This window comes from Candidatus Brocadia sp. (assembly GCA_021646415.1).
GTDB lineage: Bacteria > Planctomycetota > Brocadiia > Brocadiales > Brocadiaceae > Brocadia.
In genome coordinates this window covers 86204-104423 of the sequence record SOEU01000014.1, presented here as the reverse complement: position 1 = coordinate 104423, position 18220 = coordinate 86204, and the positions used below count along the sequence as shown (strand labels likewise).

At 40.8% G+C, this 18220-nt stretch carries 17 protein-coding genes, 2 tRNA genes and 1 pseudogene; 6 read left to right on the top strand and 14 right to left on the bottom strand.

Features of this window, described 5'->3' with window-relative positions:
- Positions 1-628: 628 nt before the first annotated feature.
- Together E3K36_12090 and E3K36_12085 are read right to left on the bottom strand one after the other, a co-directional pair.
- On the bottom strand, positions 629-1417 hold the full coding sequence (locus tag E3K36_12090) for a DUF1828 domain-containing protein (GenBank protein ID MCF6155963.1): 789 nt from the start codon (positions 1415-1417) through the stop codon (positions 629-631).
- A 3-nt stretch (positions 1418-1420) separates the two neighbouring features.
- Positions 1421-1885 carry a hypothetical protein gene (locus E3K36_12085; GenBank protein ID MCF6155962.1) on the bottom strand — a complete coding sequence of 155 codons (465 nt, stop codon included), beginning with the start codon at positions 1883-1885 and terminating at the stop codon, positions 1421-1423.
- 409 nt (positions 1886-2294) lie between these two features.
- On the opposite strand from E3K36_12085, the gene E3K36_12080 reads away from it, so the two are divergent.
- From E3K36_12080 to E3K36_12070, 3 genes are all read left to right on the top strand, one after another.
- Positions 2295-2621, top strand: coding sequence for an AbrB/MazE/SpoVT family DNA-binding domain-containing protein (locus E3K36_12080; GenBank protein MCF6155961.1), 327 nt, complete (start codon positions 2295-2297; stop codon positions 2619-2621).
- Complete coding sequence (locus E3K36_12075) at positions 2584-3027, top strand: PIN domain-containing protein (GenBank protein MCF6155960.1); 444 nt, start codon at positions 2584-2586, stop codon at positions 3025-3027. The genes E3K36_12080 and E3K36_12075 overlap by 38 nt, the downstream gene beginning before the upstream one ends.
- Positions 3028-3260: 233 nt before the next feature.
- Positions 3261-4031, top strand: a complete 771-nt coding sequence (locus E3K36_12070) for a zinc-dependent peptidase (GenBank protein ID MCF6155959.1) — start codon at positions 3261-3263, stop codon at positions 4029-4031.
- Positions 4032-4322: 291 nt separating this feature from the next.
- Here E3K36_12070 and E3K36_12065 read toward each other — a convergent pair.
- The 7 genes from E3K36_12065 to E3K36_12035 all read right to left on the bottom strand — a co-directional run bounded on the left by E3K36_12065 (position 4323) and on the right by E3K36_12035 (position 8548).
- Positions 4323-4397, bottom strand: a tRNA-Glu gene (locus E3K36_12065).
- A 16-nt stretch (positions 4398-4413) separates the two neighbouring features.
- Positions 4414-4489: transfer RNA gene (locus tag E3K36_12060), tRNA-Lys, on the bottom strand.
- Positions 4490-4717: 228 nt separating this feature from the next.
- On the bottom strand, positions 4718-5278 hold the full coding sequence (locus E3K36_12055; protein MCF6155958.1) for a ribosome recycling factor: 561 nt from the start codon (positions 5276-5278) through the stop codon (positions 4718-4720).
- Between the two features lie 6 nt (positions 5279-5284).
- Complete coding sequence (locus tag E3K36_12050) at positions 5285-6004, bottom strand: UMP kinase (GenBank protein ID MCF6155957.1); 720 nt, start codon at positions 6002-6004, stop codon at positions 5285-5287.
- A gap of 33 nt (positions 6005-6037) precedes the next feature.
- Positions 6038-6625: an elongation factor Ts gene (locus E3K36_12045; GenBank protein MCF6155956.1), complete on the bottom strand. Its 588-nt coding sequence runs from the start codon at positions 6623-6625 to the stop codon at positions 6038-6040.
- A gap of 197 nt (positions 6626-6822) precedes the next feature.
- Positions 6823-7518 (bottom strand): 30S ribosomal protein S2, encoded by a 696-nt coding sequence (rpsB, locus tag E3K36_12040; GenBank protein ID MCF6155955.1) that lies wholly within the window; start codon positions 7516-7518, stop codon positions 6823-6825.
- Between the two features lie 133 nt (positions 7519-7651).
- Entirely contained in the window at positions 7652-8548 is an 897-nt protein-coding gene (locus E3K36_12035) for a DUF4438 domain-containing protein (protein MCF6155954.1), read from the bottom strand.
- 442 nt (positions 8549-8990) lie between these two features.
- Between E3K36_12035 and E3K36_12030 the strand changes: the two genes are divergently transcribed.
- Entirely contained in the window at positions 8991-11438 is a 2448-nt protein-coding gene (locus E3K36_12030; protein ID MCF6155953.1) for a tetratricopeptide repeat protein, read from the top strand.
- On the opposite strand, the gene E3K36_12025 is transcribed toward E3K36_12030, so the two are convergent.
- The 5 genes and pseudogenes from E3K36_12025 to E3K36_12005 form a co-directional block, all read right to left on the bottom strand.
- Positions 11421-11618, bottom strand: a complete 198-nt coding sequence (locus E3K36_12025; GenBank protein MCF6155952.1) for a hypothetical protein — start codon at positions 11616-11618, stop codon at positions 11421-11423. The two genes, E3K36_12030 and E3K36_12025, sit on opposite strands and share 18 nt — an antisense overlap.
- Positions 11619-12075: 457 nt before the next feature.
- Complete coding sequence (locus E3K36_12020) at positions 12076-13206, bottom strand: response regulator (GenBank protein MCF6155951.1); 1131 nt, start codon at positions 13204-13206, stop codon at positions 12076-12078.
- A 40-nt stretch (positions 13207-13246) separates the two neighbouring features.
- Positions 13247-14899 (bottom strand): HAMP domain-containing protein, encoded by a 1653-nt coding sequence (locus E3K36_12015; GenBank protein MCF6155950.1) that lies wholly within the window; start codon positions 14897-14899, stop codon positions 13247-13249.
- Between the two features lie 20 nt (positions 14900-14919).
- The gene (locus E3K36_12010) at positions 14920-15900 is read right to left on the bottom strand and encodes a hypothetical protein (protein MCF6155949.1); all 981 of its coding nucleotides are present in this window, start codon (positions 15898-15900) and stop codon (positions 14920-14922) included.
- A gap of 404 nt (positions 15901-16304) precedes the next feature.
- A pseudogene (locus tag E3K36_12005) lies at positions 16305-16376 on the bottom strand (hypothetical protein).
- Between the two features lie 162 nt (positions 16377-16538).
- On the opposite strand from E3K36_12005, the gene E3K36_12000 reads away from it, so the two are divergent.
- Entirely contained in the window at positions 16539-17138 is a 600-nt protein-coding gene (locus E3K36_12000; protein ID MCF6155948.1) for an N-acetylmuramoyl-L-alanine amidase, read from the top strand.
- Between the two features lie 131 nt (positions 17139-17269).
- Complete coding sequence (locus tag E3K36_11995) at positions 17270-17962, top strand: rhomboid family intramembrane serine protease (protein MCF6155947.1); 693 nt, start codon at positions 17270-17272, stop codon at positions 17960-17962.
- Positions 17963-18220 lie beyond the last annotated feature (258 nt).

The window sequence follows — 18220 nt, the reverse complement described above, 5'->3', positions numbered from 1 at the left end:
TTCCGTTTCCACAGACAGGTTATCTGTTTTCAGACTTATTGTATTACTGTTTTTCATAGTTTTTCTCCTTTACGCCCTACACTAAACTATATGGGGTAAAGTGTCCAACTATTATTGACACAGAGGGATACAGGTTCTTCCTTTTCTTCCATGTGCGATAATAGATAGATCAGACCAACGGAAGTTTTACCGGCACCAGTACTGACCTTGAGGATATGGTCTCGCACTATTCGACATTCTGTAAGTGCGCAAAGAGCTTGCTCTTGAGCAGGGCGTAATTCGATGTGAGAAGTGTGACGATCCAGCGAGTTGAATAAGTCCAATAAATTTGTAACATCAATGGTACGCTTCTTTTTTACTAAGTTCTTGAAATTCACCATAATTTTGACTCAAATCGTAGAGTAATAGGGGTCACCCATTAGAAAGCTTTTAAAATGACAAATGATTTCAAAATGACGTGTATTAGTTTACTTTAGAATGCTGCTCCAGCCGATCACCCAGTTTATCTGTAGCAACGTCCATATCATATTGCGACTGCAGGCCAAGCCAAAACTCAGCCGAAGTGCCAAAAAACGGGCTAAACGAATTGTAGTGTCTGCTGTAATCCGGCATTTTTCTAATTCTTTTTTCATGCGTTTACTCTTTCGCTTTGAGAGCCTTCCCGCAAGTAAGGAATCAATTCTGCTTTTTGACTCCAGAGTTTTACCCTTGAGACTTGATTGAGAATGTATATGTCAGGTTCTTCCCATTGAAAATCGACGTCATTTAATAGGCTTACTTTTTTGAGTTCGCTATCAAAATCAACCCACATCCTAACGGTAGCATCTACCTTTGGTTTAATTCCTGAAATGCTTCTGGCAGATAAAGTATGAAGATATATTTTCCTGCCATTTAAAATTTCAAAATCTAACGTATACGATTTGCTTGATGTGCCTTTAATTTTAACTTTCGATTCATGTTTGAATTGATTTTCCACAAGGAAATCTTTTACTTCTTTAAAGAAAGTGCCAGGCTCGTAGGTTCTTGATGTATAAATCAAATCCGAAATTCCACGTATTGCAGTAATAATATCAAACATAGCCTCAGATACATCATCAATAGTAGCGGTCTTCGTTAATTTCCCGCCCGATATTTCAATATTTACCCTGCTTGCTATCGTATCGGCAATGAATTTTTTCTCAGGAGATGAGTTGACGTCCAATCCCTGAGAATGCAAATGCCTGAATACTTCCCCAAGGTCTGTGACTTTAATACGGCCACTTCCGAGATCTTCAATAAATACTTCAATGAGATCATTGTCGGGGTAAAGATAAGGAGTGATGACCCGTAGTCTTTTATCACCCGGAACGCAGTGAAACCCCTTTCTCAAACCTGATAGGTATTTATCAATAATTTCCCAACATTCCATCATTTTCATCTCTTAAAACATTGTTTTTTGTTTGGGTGGAAGAGGCAAAAAGTTCCCTGTATGGGTAATATTACATTCTTTACAAAATAATGTAAATACTTCTTTAATATCGCTAGATATTATGTCTTCTGGAGTATAGGCCCAAGAATCCCTGCACCTTTCCGTCCATCGATGCTTGTGAGTCTTTGAATTCCAAAAATTACCATCTTTATGCCTATTTCTATGACTGCCATTATAGTCGAGACCTGCGATTCTATAAGCATTATTCAAGATAAGAGAAAAGGAAAATAATGATCGCTCTTCATAATTACAGTTCAGATTTAGTTTCAAATTGGTTTTTATTTCATTTTCGACTTCTAATTCACATTTTGCCCAGTTTTGCATAGAGTCTATGCGCCATTTTACGTCCGCTTGTACTTTTTTAGGTACTTGAAGTAACCACTCAATTTCCGCATCGGTAAGTGGTGCTTTTGCCATTGGAATTTACCTAATGAATTCACATGTATACTTAACAATGAATCTAAAATATTACCTTAATTACATTTTTTACTTGAACTAATTTTTGCGGCTATTTATAAAATTCACGTTGTAGATATATAGAAGTAAATGTATTATGTCAACATAAAAATATGAAAGAATAAATTACTGAAAGTGGGTTACTCCATGGAATTACTGGATCAGGTTCGTGAGGTGATTCGAAAAAAGCATTATTCGATTCAAAAGGAAGCAAAGGGAAGGAAGCAAAGGGTCAAGGAAGCAAAGAAGGAAGCAAAGGGTCAAACCTTCAAAATTCATTTTAAAAGAAAATGCCCGCAGCGGCAGATAGCAAAGTGCTTGATTAGTGAGTTAATTTCTTCTGATTGTTTATTCCATTCCTCAAAATTCCTTGACTAATAAAATTGTAGGTATTACAATTTTCGTAAGGACAAATATTTTAGTAAGGAGAATGATAATTATGATACTGACATCAAAAATCACCTCGAAAGGTCAAATTACTTTACCAAAGGAAGTAAGGAAACTTTTAAATGTACAGGAAGGAAATGTTGTCCTCTTTGAAAAGGAAAACGATAAAATTGTAATCAAACCAGCCAGAACCCTTCGTGATTTTAAAGGTTTATTAAAAAATATAAATACGGAAGAGAACTACGACGAGATAAGAAAAAAAACTAAAAAGTATGTGGGAAAGAGGGTTACTCAGGGTGGAAAGCAGTAAAAAGGTTGTTATAGATACCAATTTGCTTGTTCGCTATCTGATCAACGATGATCAGAAAAAAGCGGAAGCTGTTGATAACCTTTTGGACAGGGCTGCTAAAGGTGATGTGAGGATTATTGTTCCGTCTGTGGTGATCGCTGAACTTGTGTGGGTGTTAGAGAGTTTTTATCAACTGAAGGCGGATGCTATCCTTGAACTTGTCGAGGCTATAACAAACACATCAGGACTTGATGTCACGGATAAATCAACGATAATTTCTGCTTTAAGACTTTACAAGAGTAAAAATATAGATTTTATAGATGCATGGATTATAGAATTTGCAAAAGAACGAGGTGTTAAGACCATATGCACCTTTGATAAAAAACACTTCAGGGATATAGAGGGAATCGAGGTAATTATTTTATAGGATTTCGAAGCCCATGCAAACCGCAGGAAAGCAAAGCGCTGAGCGGATTATGGGGGTCACACCTTGATTGGTGTTTTATAATAATTACAAATCAAGGTGTGTTCCCAATGTTCCCCAACTTGATCAGGTGCGTGAGATGGTTCGAAAAAAGCATTAATCGATTCGTGCTGAACAGGCATAGATAGACTGGATTAGAAGATATATTTATTTCATAAAAACGTCATCCAAAAGACATGTTCGGTTTTAAACGGCAACGGCGTGATCGTTTGCGCGCTATTCCATTACCCCAATCATGGCTCAAAATCATCGGGCGGAATGTACCCTTCTATCGTTGCTTGCCTGAAGCTGATCAGCGGGAGCTTCAAGGCCACGTTCAGGTCTTCCTTGACGAGAAGCATTTTGAAGGCTGCCGGGGTTTGCAGGTGACTGATGAGATCAGGGTTACCATTGCTGCGCAAGCGTGCCTGCTCCTGCTCCACCGTGACACAGACTACTACCCGACAATGAAATCAATATTGGTCTACCCCAGCATATATATAGCACATGTGCGCAAGTCGATGGGCAATGGAATTGTGATCGAGGGTGATTCGGTTCGGCTCGGCGAGTCGTGGCATCACGGAGCGGTTGTATTATCATGGGATGATGTGCTGCGCGGAGCATCCGATATCCATGACGGCCACAACGTTGTACTTCACGAGTTTGCCCATCAGCTGGACCAGGAGGGTGGCGAAGCCCACGGTTCACCTATTTTGCCGCGACGTTCGATGTATATTGCGTGGGCGCGTGTGCTTGGCACGGAGTATGTGCATTTACAACAAGATGCCGCACACGGTCGGCGGACTGTATTAGATAAGTATGGTGCCACAAATCCCGCGGAGTTTTTCGCTGTGGCGACGGAATGTTTCTTCGAGAAGGCTGTACAACTTAAGCGAAGGCACCCGGAGCTTTATGGGGAATTGAAGCTCTATTATCAGCAGGACCCTGCAGAACTTCCCCGTTGCTAACATTGGGGTCATTTAGGGTAGAGTAGGAAACTGGCGTAGTGGTTTAGATTTGGCCTATCTGTTTCCTGTCCCTTCTTACATACAGGCAATTCATTGCCTGCCTGCTATCAATAGCCCTCTTGATAGAGGGGAGTATAGCAATCGCAACTTTGCTATAGTCAAGCGCTAGTAGTTCATGCAAAGAATTGCTTAAAAACTTTCCAAAAAAGAAGTTTTTAGAGAGTAATACTATAAGATAAAAAAGCCATGAGATTTTTCCAATCTCATGGCTTTTTTGTTCCTATAGGGATTTGACCCCATGGGGATTTGAACCCCAGTTCACAGATCGAAAATCTGTTGTCCTAGACCAGGCTAGACGATGGGGCCATTTTATAGTCTAAAATGGTGAGGGCAGATGGATTCGAACCATCGACGCCCGCCTTAAAAGGGCGGTGCTCTACCTACTGAGCTATGCCCCCTATTATATTCACTTTTCTACTAATTGCACGTAAAAAGTTGTCTATAGAAAACTTTCTGTGGCCACAACTAAAACTCACTTTTAGATTTTTGATTGTGGAATGCAGATTTCGGATTTGTTATTGATTTTATTAATTAATCTACAATCTGCAATCCGAAATCAAAAATTAGAACACCCACAACATATATCTCGTAGTGCTATATCGTGTCAAATAAAGAACAATTACATTTTATACCTTGAGTATCTCTTCAATCTTTTTCTTGACCAAATCGTTAAGCTTGCCCTCAAATTCATGGATGATCTTTTGTATATCATCCTTGGCGCGCTTGGCATCATCTTCGGTCAGTATATCGTCTTTCTCTTCTTTGTCTACCTGTTTATTCGCCTCGTGCCGTATATTTCGCAAAGATATCTTTGCGGTTTCTCCGAATTCTTTTGCGTGTGTGGAAAGTTTCTTTCTCCGCTCCTCGTTGAGCGGCGGAATTACAATGCGCAGGGTTTTCCCCTCGACTGAAGGTGTTAAACCGAGATCGGATTGTAATATAGCCTTCTCAACACTTGAAATTATAGAAGTATCGTAGGGTTTAATCAGTATAGACTGTGCATCTGGAGTCGAAAGGACTGCAATCTGTTTTAAAGGTGATAAATCTCCATAGCACTCCACCTTTATATTTTCCACCAATCCCGTGCTTGCCCTGCCTGTTCTCAAACCCTTCAATTCCTCTTGCAAATGTGCAACGACCTTTTCCATCTTCGTTCTTGCATCTTTGCATATCGATTCTTTTGACATTGTCCGTTATTCCCCGATATATGTTCCAACAGGTTTCCCAGAAATCGCCTTTTCAATGTTTTTACGGTTATTTATGTTAAAAACAATAATCGGTAATTTATTTTCCATACTCAAGGAAATAGCTGTTAGATCCATCACCCCCAACCGTTTGCTCAGCACGTCCATATACGTTAGTTTTTTATATAATTTTGCAGATGCATTTTTCATAGGATCATCCGTATATACGCCATCGACCTGTGTTGCCTTTAGCATGATGTCTGCGTTAATTTCAATCGCGCGAAGGGCAGCCGCTGTATCCGTTGTAAAGTAAGGATTTCCTGTCCCCCCGGCAAAGATAACAACATTTTTTTCTTTTAAATATCGTAAGCAATTTCGCAATATAAAGGGTTCTGTTATATTTTTAATTTCGATAGCGCTAACAACATGCGCCTTAACAGACAATCCTTCTAACATGTCTTGCAGGAGCAATGCATTAATCACCGTCGCAATCATACCAACCTGATCGGCCTGTACACGCGACTTACCCGTATTGCCAAGTTTGGCGCCACGAAGAATATTGCCACCCCCAACAACAATCGCTAGTTCTACTCCCTCCTTGCAAATTTTTTGAATCTCTTTGGCTAAGGCAATAAACCGTTCCGACTCGAGGCCACGCCCTCCCTCATCACCAAAACCTTCGCCACTTACTTTCAACAATACTCGCTTATACTTTCTATTGCTTTTCATGGAGGTGGAGACAATACAACATTTTGCAGTCGGTTAACATTCTCCTACTTCGAATCGAATAAAGCGATTGACTTTAATATTTTCCCCTATTTTTGCAATATTTGCAACTAATAAATCCTGAATTGTCTGGGTATTATCCTTTATGAATGGTTGCTCCAGGAGGCATTTTTCTTTGTAAAAGCTATCTAGTTTTCCCGCGATAATCTTTTCTATGATATTTGCAGGTTTTCCTTTAGTCTCTTCCATAAATATCTTTTTCTGCTCTTCTACAATATGGCCGGGAACATCCTCTCTTCTTATTGCTATTGGTTTTGTGGCAGCCACCTGCATGCAGATATCCTTTAATAATTGCTGGAAAACCTCATTCTTTGCCACAAAATCAGTCTCACAATTCAGTTCAACCATTACCCCTAATTTCCCATTTGTATGAATATAGGTACCAATTCTGCCTTCAGCCGTTATTCGCTGCTCTTTTTTTGCTGCCTTAGCAATGCCCTTCTTTTTGATGATTTCCAGGGCTTTTTCGAAGTCACCTTTCACATCATCCAGGGCGTTTCTGCATTCCAATATTCCCGCCCCTGTTTGTTCTCTCAATTTCATGATACTCGCTGTATCAGCCATTAACACCCTCCGTACGATATACCGATAGAAAAACGTATTCTATACCAAAGATAACTTCATTTGTATGAAAACATCCAGAAACAGAGCCCTTGCGAAATGTTCTTCGAAGGCAGCATGCCAGGCATGCAATGTATTGGGCAAAAGTGTTGTCTTCTACAGAAATGGAAGGAACTTCTCTTACATCCTCAATATTCACATCAGACCTTTGACATGGTAGCCGCAAGTTCTTTTCCGGCTAAAATAGCATCCGCTGTTTTCGTTAAAAAAAGATCAATGGATCGTATGGCATCGTCGTTTCCCGGGACGCAAATATCTATCTTATCAGGGTCACAATCCGTATCTGCAAGGCATACCGTTGGAATTCCAAGTTTTTTTGCTTCACTTACGGCATTATGCTCGTGCCTTGGATCTACTATTACAAGCGCCCCCGGAAGCGTCGTCATCTTACGAATACCTTCAAGGTTTGCAAGTATCTTTTTTCGTTCACGATTGAGAGAAGAAATGACCTTTTTGCTGAACTGATTAATCTCTCCTGTTTTTTCCAGGTTTTCTAATTCTTCCAAACGTTCTAATCGTTTCCGTATGGTATCGAAATTTGTTAACGTGCCACCCAGCCATCGTTCACTCGCATAGTGCATTCCGCAACGCTGGGCCTCACGTACGGTTATATCCCGAGCCTGCCATTTGGTGCCTACAAATAATACATCTTTTTTTGTCCGGGCAAGATTAGTCAAAAACTTACATGCTATTACAAGGCCCTTTACCGTTTCACGCAAATTAATAATATGGATTAAATTTCTCTTGCCGAAGATAAAAGGCTTCATTTTGGGATTCCATTTACTTGTCCTATGACCGAAATGAAATCCTGCATCGACCAACTCCTGAATACTCACAGTAGACAAATAATCTCCTCTCCTTTTAAAATAAACGAAAATGGATAAATGTTTAGAAAGTTTAACATTATATTAATTGTTGATAAAATGTCAAGTTTATTTTACACACGCATCAGGTTAAGCAAAACACCTGCTAGCTTTTCTTTTTTGATCTTTTCCTGAACCGTCCAATTTTTAAGTATATGCCAATATTCGCTGTACTATCAAGATACGGAACGATTTTGCCCTCGGCAGAGGTAAGTAATGTCGTTACACCGGGACCGTGCCCTGCCGTTACACAATTGCTGTGTACAACAACCCCAATACTTACAGCTCCGGTTCTATATATCCTTCCATAGGTATGGTCTGCATCCATGATTGCCACGATGTCGCCAAAACGCAATGTTTGCAAATGATACTTCTCTGCATTTTGTCTGTCAAAAAGCTGTATATCGTAATCTCCACGGTAGCATTGCTGAGATCCCAAGCCTGAACCCATAATAGCCGCAGGAACAACATGTGTCACAGGAATATTTAAAACATCTTTCGTTTCGTCCTCGCGAATTGGTAATACCCTTAAAAGATCCGGGGATACGTTGATTGGTTTTATGTGTGGATACTTCGGAAAAGACAAACCCACACCAATACCCCGGATAAGTATTTTATCTCCGATGGCGAGCCTTTCTAATGTCTTATCATCAAAATCAACCAGCACATTTTCAATACCACCATGTTTTCCTGTTACAACACCAGTGCTACCTTTTGCATCACCTGTTATAACCCTGGCAATATTTCCAATGCAGGATAATAAATTTAATGCTCCGTTCTCGTCTCTGTCCTTGTTTTTAACAGACACACAGGGCTCTACATGGTCAGCCTCCCATTGGATGGCATTATCACCCACTTTAACGTTATAAGTAATTCCCCCGATGCCTGGTAATATTTTGGGCTTTCCATCAGGAGTTATGCTGTAAGGTGACGGTCCGCTTTGTGGACTTGAAACCTCACCGATAACCGACATTTCTACAAGATTTTTTTCGTTAGTTTCCATTGGCTTTACCTTAAAAAAAACACCCTCAGTTACACCTCAAATTTGCACTTTCGATTTTGCTCGGGATGACGTCATTCAGAAAGGAATAAGAAATCTAATTTATATGATTAAATTTTCAAATCAATCGGGTAGTGGTAAGGGGGACCTTGCCACTACATGGGAATAAGTTACCGAAGGCCTGGTTTAAATTTCGCAAAAACGGTCATACTTTACCATAGAAAGCATTCTGTTGGCAACAGAAAAAGGCGGAACATCAGGTAAAATCAAGTGGCAATTACAGGTATTTATTTTAATGAAAACGCCTTGAATTTTCGTGTGGTATCAGAGTTTTACATTGTAAAAAAACCATATTTTGTCTTTAATACTTAACGTCTTTTAAAATACTTCGGAAAGAAATCATCGTGGATACCGTTTTGTTTCCACAAGACTCTACGAAAATTTTATGAAGAAAGCATATCAAAGCAACCTCTATTTGCAGAGTATTACAATCTCTATAATCGTTGTACTAACGACAATCACTTATCTCAATTGCCTGCCGAACCAGTTTGTTTACGATGATACGTCTACCATCGTAGAGAACCGGCTCATCAAGAATTGGGGAAATTTTTATGACCTAATTACCCGCGACTATTTCAAATATTCAGGTGAACTTACCTACCGCCCCCTTGTTACACTCTCCTACTTCATCGATTATTTCTTTTGGCACCTGAACCCTATGGGATATCACGTGGTAAATGTAGTATTGCATACCCTGAATGTGATACTTATGTATTTTCTCGTGCTTCTCTTATTCCGCCATTATGACACACGCAAACCGCAATACCACTTCAACAAACTTCCCTCCCCTTCGCAAGGAGATAATACAGAGAAGGGGAAACTTGCCCATAAAACCCGGCTGCATATTGACCAAATTTCCAATACTTGCCTCGCATTGCTTACGTGCATGCTTTTTGCAGTACATCCCCTGGTAAGTGAGGTTGTCAATGTGATCAGTTATCGGGAAGACCTGATTGCAACGGCATTTTTGACAGCTTCATTTTTAGTCTATTTGCTTTATAAGGAGAGGGGAGGCACACAGGTATCCCTTTGTGATCCATTCCCCAAGAGAGATTCAGGGGGATTTTCATTACCCGGGCCTTCCTACACAAGCACCGTTTCCCTCTATGCGGGTGCCATGATAGCCTATTTCTTTGCCTTGCTTTCCAAGGAATCCGCTATTGTATTGCCGGCTTTGATTTTTTTCTTCGATCTGCTATGTAATGCAAACGCAGGGGCGAACGACCGTTCGCTCCCGTGTTTTGCTGTTTACAAAAACGTTTTAAAAATAATACGTTTTCCTTTTTTCCTGGGATATGTAGGAATAAGTATACTATACCTCATCGTCAGGTTCCTTGTTTTCCATAATCCCCAGGAAAAGATTGTCTATCCGGAAGGCAGCTTTTTTGTCAATATGCTTACCATGACAAAGGTCCTGGGGAGGTACATAGCTAACATTTTCCTGCCATTAAGCCTGAATGCAGACTACCATGTTCTGTATCTTAAAACGCCTTTGACATTATCCTTTGTTATTCCGCTTTTTGTACTCATCTCCTTTGTCATTATTGCGATTCGACTAAGAAAAAAAAGGTGTTTTTACCGTATAATGATACTTGCCACACTGTGGTTTTTTATCTCTGCCATTCCTGTCCTGAACATTATCCCACTTGCAAATATCATGGCAGACCGTTATCTCTATTTACCCATTTTCGGGTTCTGCCTATTTCTTTCAACTACATTGCTGCATCTAAAGTTGTCGATAATAAAGTACCCTGTAATCGTTTCTTTGATGATGTTCTATATTTTTATTACGGTTACCAGAAACAACGTTTGGCGGAATGAATTTACGCTCTGGTACAATTCTTCCCAAAGCCCATTGTGCAGTTTTACAACGTATAACAATCTGGGAACACAATACAACAAGAAGGGTTATCCGGACACAGCATTAATCTGCTATCAAAAAGCCATACAAAAGGCAACGGAGGTAGGTTTTACTCACTATGCAACAGTATACTACAACATGGGAAACGCATACGAAAAGAAAAATCTGCCTCAGCAGGCTGTCTCAGCCTATAAAAAGGCGATTCAGTTGAAACCAGATTACCAACAGGCACACAACAACCTGGGAAAGGTTTATTTTGTTTTGAATCGATATGATGATGCAATTGCCGAATATAACACTGCCATTGCCATCGATCCCAATTTCGCCTATGCATACAACAATCTTGGTGTCTTATATAATAACCTCGGCAGACAGGAAGATGCTGTGGTTGCATATAAAAAGGCCCTGGCATTAGACCCGCAATACAGCGATGCGTATTATAACCTGGGTAATGTTTACGAGGCAAGAAAACAATATGACCTTGCCTTAGAGGTGTATCAGATTGCACTGAAGATAGATCCAACACAAGTTTATGTCCATAATAACCTGGGTACTATTTATGACAAAAAAGGCCTTTTGGAAGATGCAATAGCAGAATATAAACATGCAATAAGGCTCGATTCAGCATACCCCTATTCGTATAACAATCTCGGCGCCTCACTGATAAAAAAAGGAGATAAGGAAGACGCCCTGGCTGCATTTCAAAAGGCTGTGGATTTACTCCCAGACCAACCCGATTTTCATTTTAATATTGGGTATACCCTTTTACAAAAAGGAGATTTGAAAAATGCCCTGAAGGAATTCAAAACAACTTTGAAATTAGCCCCGACCCATACAGAGGCCCTTTTTTGTTCAGGAATTATTTATTACAAGATGGGAGAAAAAGAAAAGGCCATAAAATCGTGGCAGGGGGTATTAAAACTAAATCCGAATCATGAAAAGGCAAAAAAATATTTAGATGATTTTCGGTAAGCCCTTCCACCCAAGCAAGACGGCGCAAAAAGCAGGTATGGTTTTCGGCGCGGGATCACTGTAATCCTTATCAAGCAGATAGAACACCGTCCCCTGCACCTCCATGGTTTTAAAGAATTCTTTTGCAATGATAGAAAGGTTTAACAATGCATAGGCAGACATGTCGTCCCTGTCTTCCATAGGATCATCCTCCCTGGAACGACTCCCGCTGACGAAGGTGCTCAGGTTGGTATTGATATACTTCCAGTAGTAGACGTTTACACCAAAATTGCCTGTGTGTTGAGCAACCCCGCCAAGATTATTTCCATCGGGACTGTAACAATGCCCGGCGCCTTGCTGATGGGAGTTTCGTGTCTTATAGCGATGGTTGCTTCTTCACCCAATCCAAACCAGATGGCCCCTGTAGTGAGTGCTTCTGCAACAGCAACCAATTCATTTTGCGAATATTCTTCTTCAGCATGAGAACGAACTTCCCCCCGAATACATTGTTTCCCCCATAACAGCCGAAGACGTATCGGTACCCTCAGAAAAAACTACTGTCAAATCGAAAGCAATGATGTTCAAACAAACACCCAAATACAGGAAAAAAACAAGAATGAGCCTTTACGCAGTTCCCTCATGGATTTTCCCCTATGCATCATAAAACATTATACACGTCAACCGGTTTATGAATCCCTTTCAGCTTCACCTGTTTAATTTCCTCTGTTTCTACCATATCCTTTATTTCCGACAGTGTACGTGCGGTGACCAGGATCTGGCCTGGCATGGCTTCCATTAGCAATCTGTAAGCAATGTTGACCTGATGCCCGATAACGGTATAGTTCATTTGGATTTCTGAGCCGATGTTTCCGACGGTAACATATCCGGTGTTTATACCGAAATAGATATCGATATTACACCCCATTTTGAGCCAGTGGTTGCGCAGACTGCGTACTTTTTCACGCATATCAATGGCCATCCGGACCGCCCTTTCGGCGTGGTTTTCATACATAATTGGGTCACCAAAAAATACAAGGATACCATCCCCAATGAATTTGTCAAGCGTACCGCCATATTGAAAGATAATCTTCGTCATTTCCGCGAAATATTCATTTAATAAGTTTATCGTGTCCTCTGGCTCCATACTCTCAGATGCCTCGGTAAAACCTCTCAGATCGGAAAAGCATATGGTCAACAATTTTCTGGCATTCATCAGGTACTTATCGCTGCCACTCGAGACAATGCTTTCGGCAATTTGCGGTGAGACGTACCTTTTTAACCGCGACGTCCTCTGGATTTCTTCAACCTGTCTTTTTACCTTGTCTTCTAACGACCGATTGAATTCCTCGATCAATGTATTTCGTTCCCGGAGGGTCTCATTCAGTTTGACGTTTTCCCGGATATTCCTGCAAGATTCCACTGCACCGGCAACGGTATCAAGCAGTTGTTCCGGGTCACTGCCTTTAACCACATACGCATGCGGTCGAAAATGCCTGCGAATGTCTATCCTTTTCTCTCTTTCATCATACCCTGTATGAAAGATGATAGGAACATAGGGATTTCTGGATTTGATAATTTCAAAGACCTCCAGTCCGGAAATATCTGGCATATTGATATCCAGTACGATTGCAAAAACGGCATCATGAAATTTGTCAATAGCCTCCTTCCCACCACTGCAGGCCAAGACCTCATATCCCTCTTCTTCCAGTACTGCGGCGGTGGTTTGAAGCATAGAAAGATCATCATCGACTAACATGATGCAGGTTTTATCAGATAATACATTTGTCATTTTTGTAAGGTGTTGATTGTTTGATTGCGGCTTCGCTGCGCTAGGTAGTTACAATAGGTAATTTGACAATAAAAACGGCGCCTTTCCCTTCCTTGCTTTTTACATCAATATATCCTCCATGTCTTTGTATGATGCTGGAGCTGACTGCCAATCCCAACCCAAGCCCTTTGGGCTTTGTGGTAAACAGCGGGTCAAATATCAGGTTTTTAATACTGTCGGGGACGCCACACCCCGTATCTGCAAAGGTGATGGCTAAAACAGAGTTGTCTTCTCTTTGAGCTCGAATCGTTAAGAGTCCACCCATTGGCATTGCGTCACAGGCATTTTGGATCAGATTGATAAATACTTGTTCGATCTGGCTTGCGTCGACAAGTACTAAAGGTACTGGGTCTTCCACCTGTACAACCCGTTTAATTTTTTCTGATATCTTGAGTCTTGAAAGAGAAGATTCAATGATAGAATGAATTTTTGTGGGAGATACGGTAGGTTTTGCCGCCCTTGAGAATCCCAGGAGATCATTAACGATCTTTATACTCCTTTCTGTTTCTCTCTCGATGATTTCCAGCAATTGATTTACCTTTTGAGTATCTGTTGGCACACCCGTACCTGGTATCTTCTTTTTTATAATGAAAAGGGAGTTTCTGATGGCACCCAGCGGATTCCGCAATTCATGTCCAACACCCGACGCCAATTTCCCGACGGCAGCTAATTTTTCCGAGCGTACCAAACGTTCCTGCGCCTCTTGTAGTTCTTTATTTGCATGACACAGGCTATGAACATGCTCGCGTAACTGGTTCATAATCTTTTCTTTTTCATCACAAAGCCCCCTGAGCGACCGGGTCATCTGGTTAAAGTTCGTGGATAATTGTCCAATCTCATCTTGTGAATGGATATCCACCGTGCGGGTGAAGTCCCCCTTGGCAATATCAAGGGTAATACTCGCCATGTGTCGTAATGGAGAAACAATGTATCTGGTGAGAAAGAACGTGACGCAGATCCCCCCGAAAACAATAAATACCCCCAGAGGAATAATGCTCTGCCAGATGATTTTCTGAATCCTTTCGACTAATTTACGATGAGATAAACCGATCTGCACGAAACCCAAAATCTGTTGCCCCTTCTCTTTAGTGACCCCTTCTTCACCTAAAATCTGTGCGGCAAATTCCTCCTCTGAAAAGGTTTGTTTCTCGAAGATAGGCGCTGCAAAATCGCAAAACACCTCCCCTGAATCCATTGTAATGCAACTGAAGAGCAGCGCTTCCGAAGTTTGGGAAGGTTCATCCACAATCCGAAGACCTCCTCTTGTCCACACAGTACGGGAAAATGTAGTAACTGGATTTTGATAATCTTTTCTGAAGGGAATTTTTTTCATATCAACGTTAACCCAGGGTGCCTTTTCTTCAAACATAACAGTCTGACTGTTTGATATGCGCAAATAACCAATTTCATCTTCACTGTCAAGTTCCCGAACCCTGTGGATGGGGGCATCCAGAAATGCAGGTTGTATCGAGCGCAAGGCATGTTTGACCTCGTTGTCTTGAACAAGCAACATAACAAGAGATGTGCCCAACCTCTTCAGCGCATCTTTTTGTTGTCTTTTTGCATGGCTGAGAAAGAACAGGCAACTGAGTGCTCCGATAATGATCACCAGCATACTTGTAAAAAGGATAAGTTTTATACGGATGCTAATCATGGGATCCGAAAAACAAGAAACTATTGTGGATATAAAACTACATCTGGAAAAGAACGTATGGTAGAGAGATTTATCCCAATGATCTCTGCCGTTTGGGTATTTAAAGTTAATTTTAATTTATCTGGCTGTTTGATGCCCAGCGAAGTTATCGCCGAATCGTTTAACAATCTTTGCGCCAATTGCGCTGCCTGCAGACCTGTGTATTTATAATTTGGCGAGACGGAAACAAGCGCTCCTGCTTTTACAATGGCGTCGGAAGTGCAAAATATAGGCAGGCGATGCTTCAGGGTTATTGTGGAGATCATACTGAGTGTGTTTTTTGTAATTACTGTACTGTCAGGTATCATCCACAAGACATCAATCTTATTGACAATATTTTTTAGCGCCGATGCGACCTCTTTTTCAGATAAGACCTCTGTCTTGACAAGATTGAATTCAAATTCTTTTGATGCAATATCTGCTTCCGTGATAATTTTCCCGGTTTTTGCCGGGTCGTAAATGACACCGACACTCTTCCTCGCACCAAGAAGTTCTTTCAGGATAGCAAATTGATCTGCCAGGGATGCCTCTGAAGAAATACCTGTAATATTAGCACCCTGTAAATTAAAGCGCTCGTGATTGATAACCATACAGAATATAATAGGAACATCAGGAAATTGCTCTTTTACGAGCGTTGCGGCAAGTACCCCTATAGCAAGGATGGCCCTGGGCTTGAGACCTTTATCCTTAATATTCTGAATAACCCCCTTACCCTCTTCTGTATCCCCATTGAGATCGTAAATCGCCTTTATGGAGATATTTTCCTTTTTACATCCTTCCTCGAAACCCTTAATCGCCTCGTTATAGGCTGAGATTTGCTGACTTCGGATGATAATGACTGAATTCTCTGCAGTAATTGCATGAGGAATGAGGAATGCGGTCTGGAAAAGAAATACAAAGACAAACCAAAATACCACGGTAAAATTTCGATACCTGTATGATTTTGGAGATTTTTGTTCCATACTACTATTTATCTTCTCCTTTTGTAAACTATATCGAATTGCCGCTGGGCCTGATCCGGAACTGTGGAAAAATGAAAAGATCGGATTGTTGCCAAACTGGATTACTTTTTTATCATCAGGGCAAACCTTTTATCCTTTCTAAGCAACACTCATTTCATAAAATCGTTTTTGCAGTAGGCACTTGTATCCTGGAGCAAAATGTATATCCTAAAAATATTCCTAAGCCATATCATCACAAAAACTTACAACAACAATATTCCTGACACTTGATTTTCGATAAGATTAATTATAGGTATAATAGCACATCTTTTGCTCACTTTCAAGCAAGCCCAAGACTCAATGTATAAATTGGAAAGCGTCTGAAGTCAAGAATTTATGGATACATCCATCTGCAATTTAATTTGTTAATTGACAACAAAAACACTTATGATATACTCCCACAAACTGGACAGTGTCTTCCAAAAATAATTTTGACATTTTTAGCAAAAATTCAAAGAAAAAGTAGCAAAGGCGTGGTCATCCCACCCTTGCGTTACAATGTGCATTTTTCACTTTCCATTTTACACTTCCTGCTCGTTCGGGTTATGATATGTTTGATACATCAGGTAGGTATAATTCTTATTTTCAGGAGATAAAACATGCGATTTAAGGGAAAAATTTATATTTGCCTGGCTTTTCTTGCCATTATTTATTTATCTGGTTGCTATACCCCACCTACTTTCAAACCAATAACGACAACAACCATGAAACCCCCAAAAAAGGAAGTACCCTATATTAATAGTCAGTTGGATCGCTATTTTGTACGCGACTGGAAATACATTGTTATCCATCACAGCGCCTCGGTGTCGGGCTGTGCCGCTGAATTTGACAAGTATCACAGGGAGAAAAGGGGCTGGGAAAATGGCTTGGGATACCATTTTGTAATAGGCAATGGAAATGGTTCCAGTGACGGAAAGATTGAGATCGGTAACAGATGGGTAACCCAGATAGATGGCGCACATGCAGGCGTACAGGAATACAATCATTACGGTATCGGGATATGCCTGGTCGGAAACTTCAACGAATCCTATCCAACGGGATCACAGATGGCCTCACTTTCGGCACTGGTAGCGTATCTCCAAGAGCGATGCCACATCCCTTCCGAAAACATTATCATGCATAGACATTTCAGGGAAACAGAGTGTCCCGGAAGAAATTTCCCCTATTATAAATTACTTGCAAAAACCACCCGATGGTAATTCCCTGCTTCACTCACAAAACTGTGATAAATGAATATCGCGGATTTACACGAAGGTTAACAATTTCTAATCCGGTCTTTTTGTTTCAATCCGTTTTATCCTTGTTTTACTAAATTTGGCGTAATAATTACATGATACCTATCCGCGATCGAAATCCTTCAGGAACCTTTCCACTTGTTACGATTAGTATTATTTTCACAAATGTTGTGGTCTTTCTCATTGAACTTTCAGCAGGCCCCAGGCTGGACTCACTCCTGTTCCAATTCGGTATTGTCCCCATCAAAGTATCCTATTCGGCTGAAATCCCGGATTCCACTTTTGTAAATACCTATTTCCCTTTCCTGAGTTACATGTTTTTTCACGGAGGGTTTGTTCACCTTATCGGAAATATGTGGTATTTATGGATCTTTGGGGACAACATTGAGGATACGCTCGGGCGCTTCAAATTCATCCTTTTTTATTTTCTTTGTGGGATTGGGTCTGCCATGGTACACGTTTATGCCAACAGTCAGTCAGGAATTCCATGCGTGGGGGCAAGCGGGGCAATCGCTGGTGTGCTTGGCGCTTATATGGTTACCTTTCCAAGGGCAAGGGTATTAGTGATTATACCCCTGTTTATCATCTGGGAGATGTTGGAGTTACCCGCCATCTTTGTATTGGGCTTTTGGTTCCTTATCCAGTTTTTTAGTGGCGCAGCTGCTATTTCCGCAGTCCAGGAGGGAGGTGGTGTGGCATGGTGGGCACATATCGGTGGGTTTGTTTTAGGCATAATTCTCATAAAAATATTTCCCAAATTACGTTATCGTCATGATAAAACCAGATAAATCCGGCTGTTCCTAATCCGTTTTGTTTTCATTCACTGCCAGCATTGTCCGGTTAAGTAATTGCGAATGAGAACCATTGTTGTTCTTTGAGATTATAGAGAGCAGTCTGCTGAGAGGTAGGAGTCGGTCAATCATTTTCGAGATTGCGGGCTTCATTTTGTATTTTGATACGCAACACTTTGACTCAGGTCTGGCCAGGCAAGAGTATTTGGGTAACAAAGGGACGTTCATCAGCCAATCCACCCGTCAAAACTATTT

Coding starts and splice junctions, on each gene's coding strand:
- E3K36_12090 (MCF6155963.1), bottom strand. CDS start 1,417: ATGAAAATGATGGAATGTTGGGAAATTATTGATAAATACCTATCAGGT.
- E3K36_12085 (MCF6155962.1), bottom strand. CDS start 1,885: ATGGCAAAAGCACCACTTACCGATGCGGAAATTGAGTGGTTACTTCAA.
- E3K36_12075 (MCF6155960.1), top strand. CDS start 2,584: ATGTGGGAAAGAGGGTTACTCAGGGTGGAAAGCAGTAAAAAGGTTGTT.
- E3K36_12070 (MCF6155959.1), top strand. CDS start 3,261: ATGTTCGGTTTTAAACGGCAACGGCGTGATCGTTTGCGCGCTATTCCA.
- E3K36_12055 (MCF6155958.1), bottom strand. CDS start 5,278: ATGTCAAAAGAATCGATATGCAAAGATGCAAGAACGAAGATGGAAAAG.
- E3K36_12050 (MCF6155957.1), bottom strand. CDS start 6,004: ATGAAAAGCAATAGAAAGTATAAGCGAGTATTGTTGAAAGTAAGTGGC.
- E3K36_12045 (MCF6155956.1), bottom strand. CDS start 6,625: ATGGCTGATACAGCGAGTATCATGAAATTGAGAGAACAAACAGGGGCG.
- E3K36_12035 (MCF6155954.1), bottom strand. CDS start 8,548: ATGGAAACTAACGAAAAAAATCTTGTAGAAATGTCGGTTATCGGTGAG.
- E3K36_12030 (MCF6155953.1), top strand. CDS start 8,991: ATGAAGAAAGCATATCAAAGCAACCTCTATTTGCAGAGTATTACAATC.
- E3K36_12025 (MCF6155952.1), bottom strand. CDS start 11,618: ATGGAAGACAGGGACGACATGTCTGCCTATGCATTGTTAAACCTTTCT.
- E3K36_12020 (MCF6155951.1), bottom strand. CDS start 13,206: ATGACAAATGTATTATCTGATAAAACCTGCATCATGTTAGTCGATGAT.
- E3K36_12015 (MCF6155950.1), bottom strand. CDS start 14,899: ATGATTAGCATCCGTATAAAACTTATCCTTTTTACAAGTATGCTGGTG.
- E3K36_12010 (MCF6155949.1), bottom strand. CDS start 15,900: ATGGAACAAAAATCTCCAAAATCATACAGGTATCGAAATTTTACCGTG.
- E3K36_12000 (MCF6155948.1), top strand. CDS start 16,539: ATGCGATTTAAGGGAAAAATTTATATTTGCCTGGCTTTTCTTGCCATT.
- E3K36_11995 (MCF6155947.1), top strand. CDS start 17,270: ATGATACCTATCCGCGATCGAAATCCTTCAGGAACCTTTCCACTTGTT.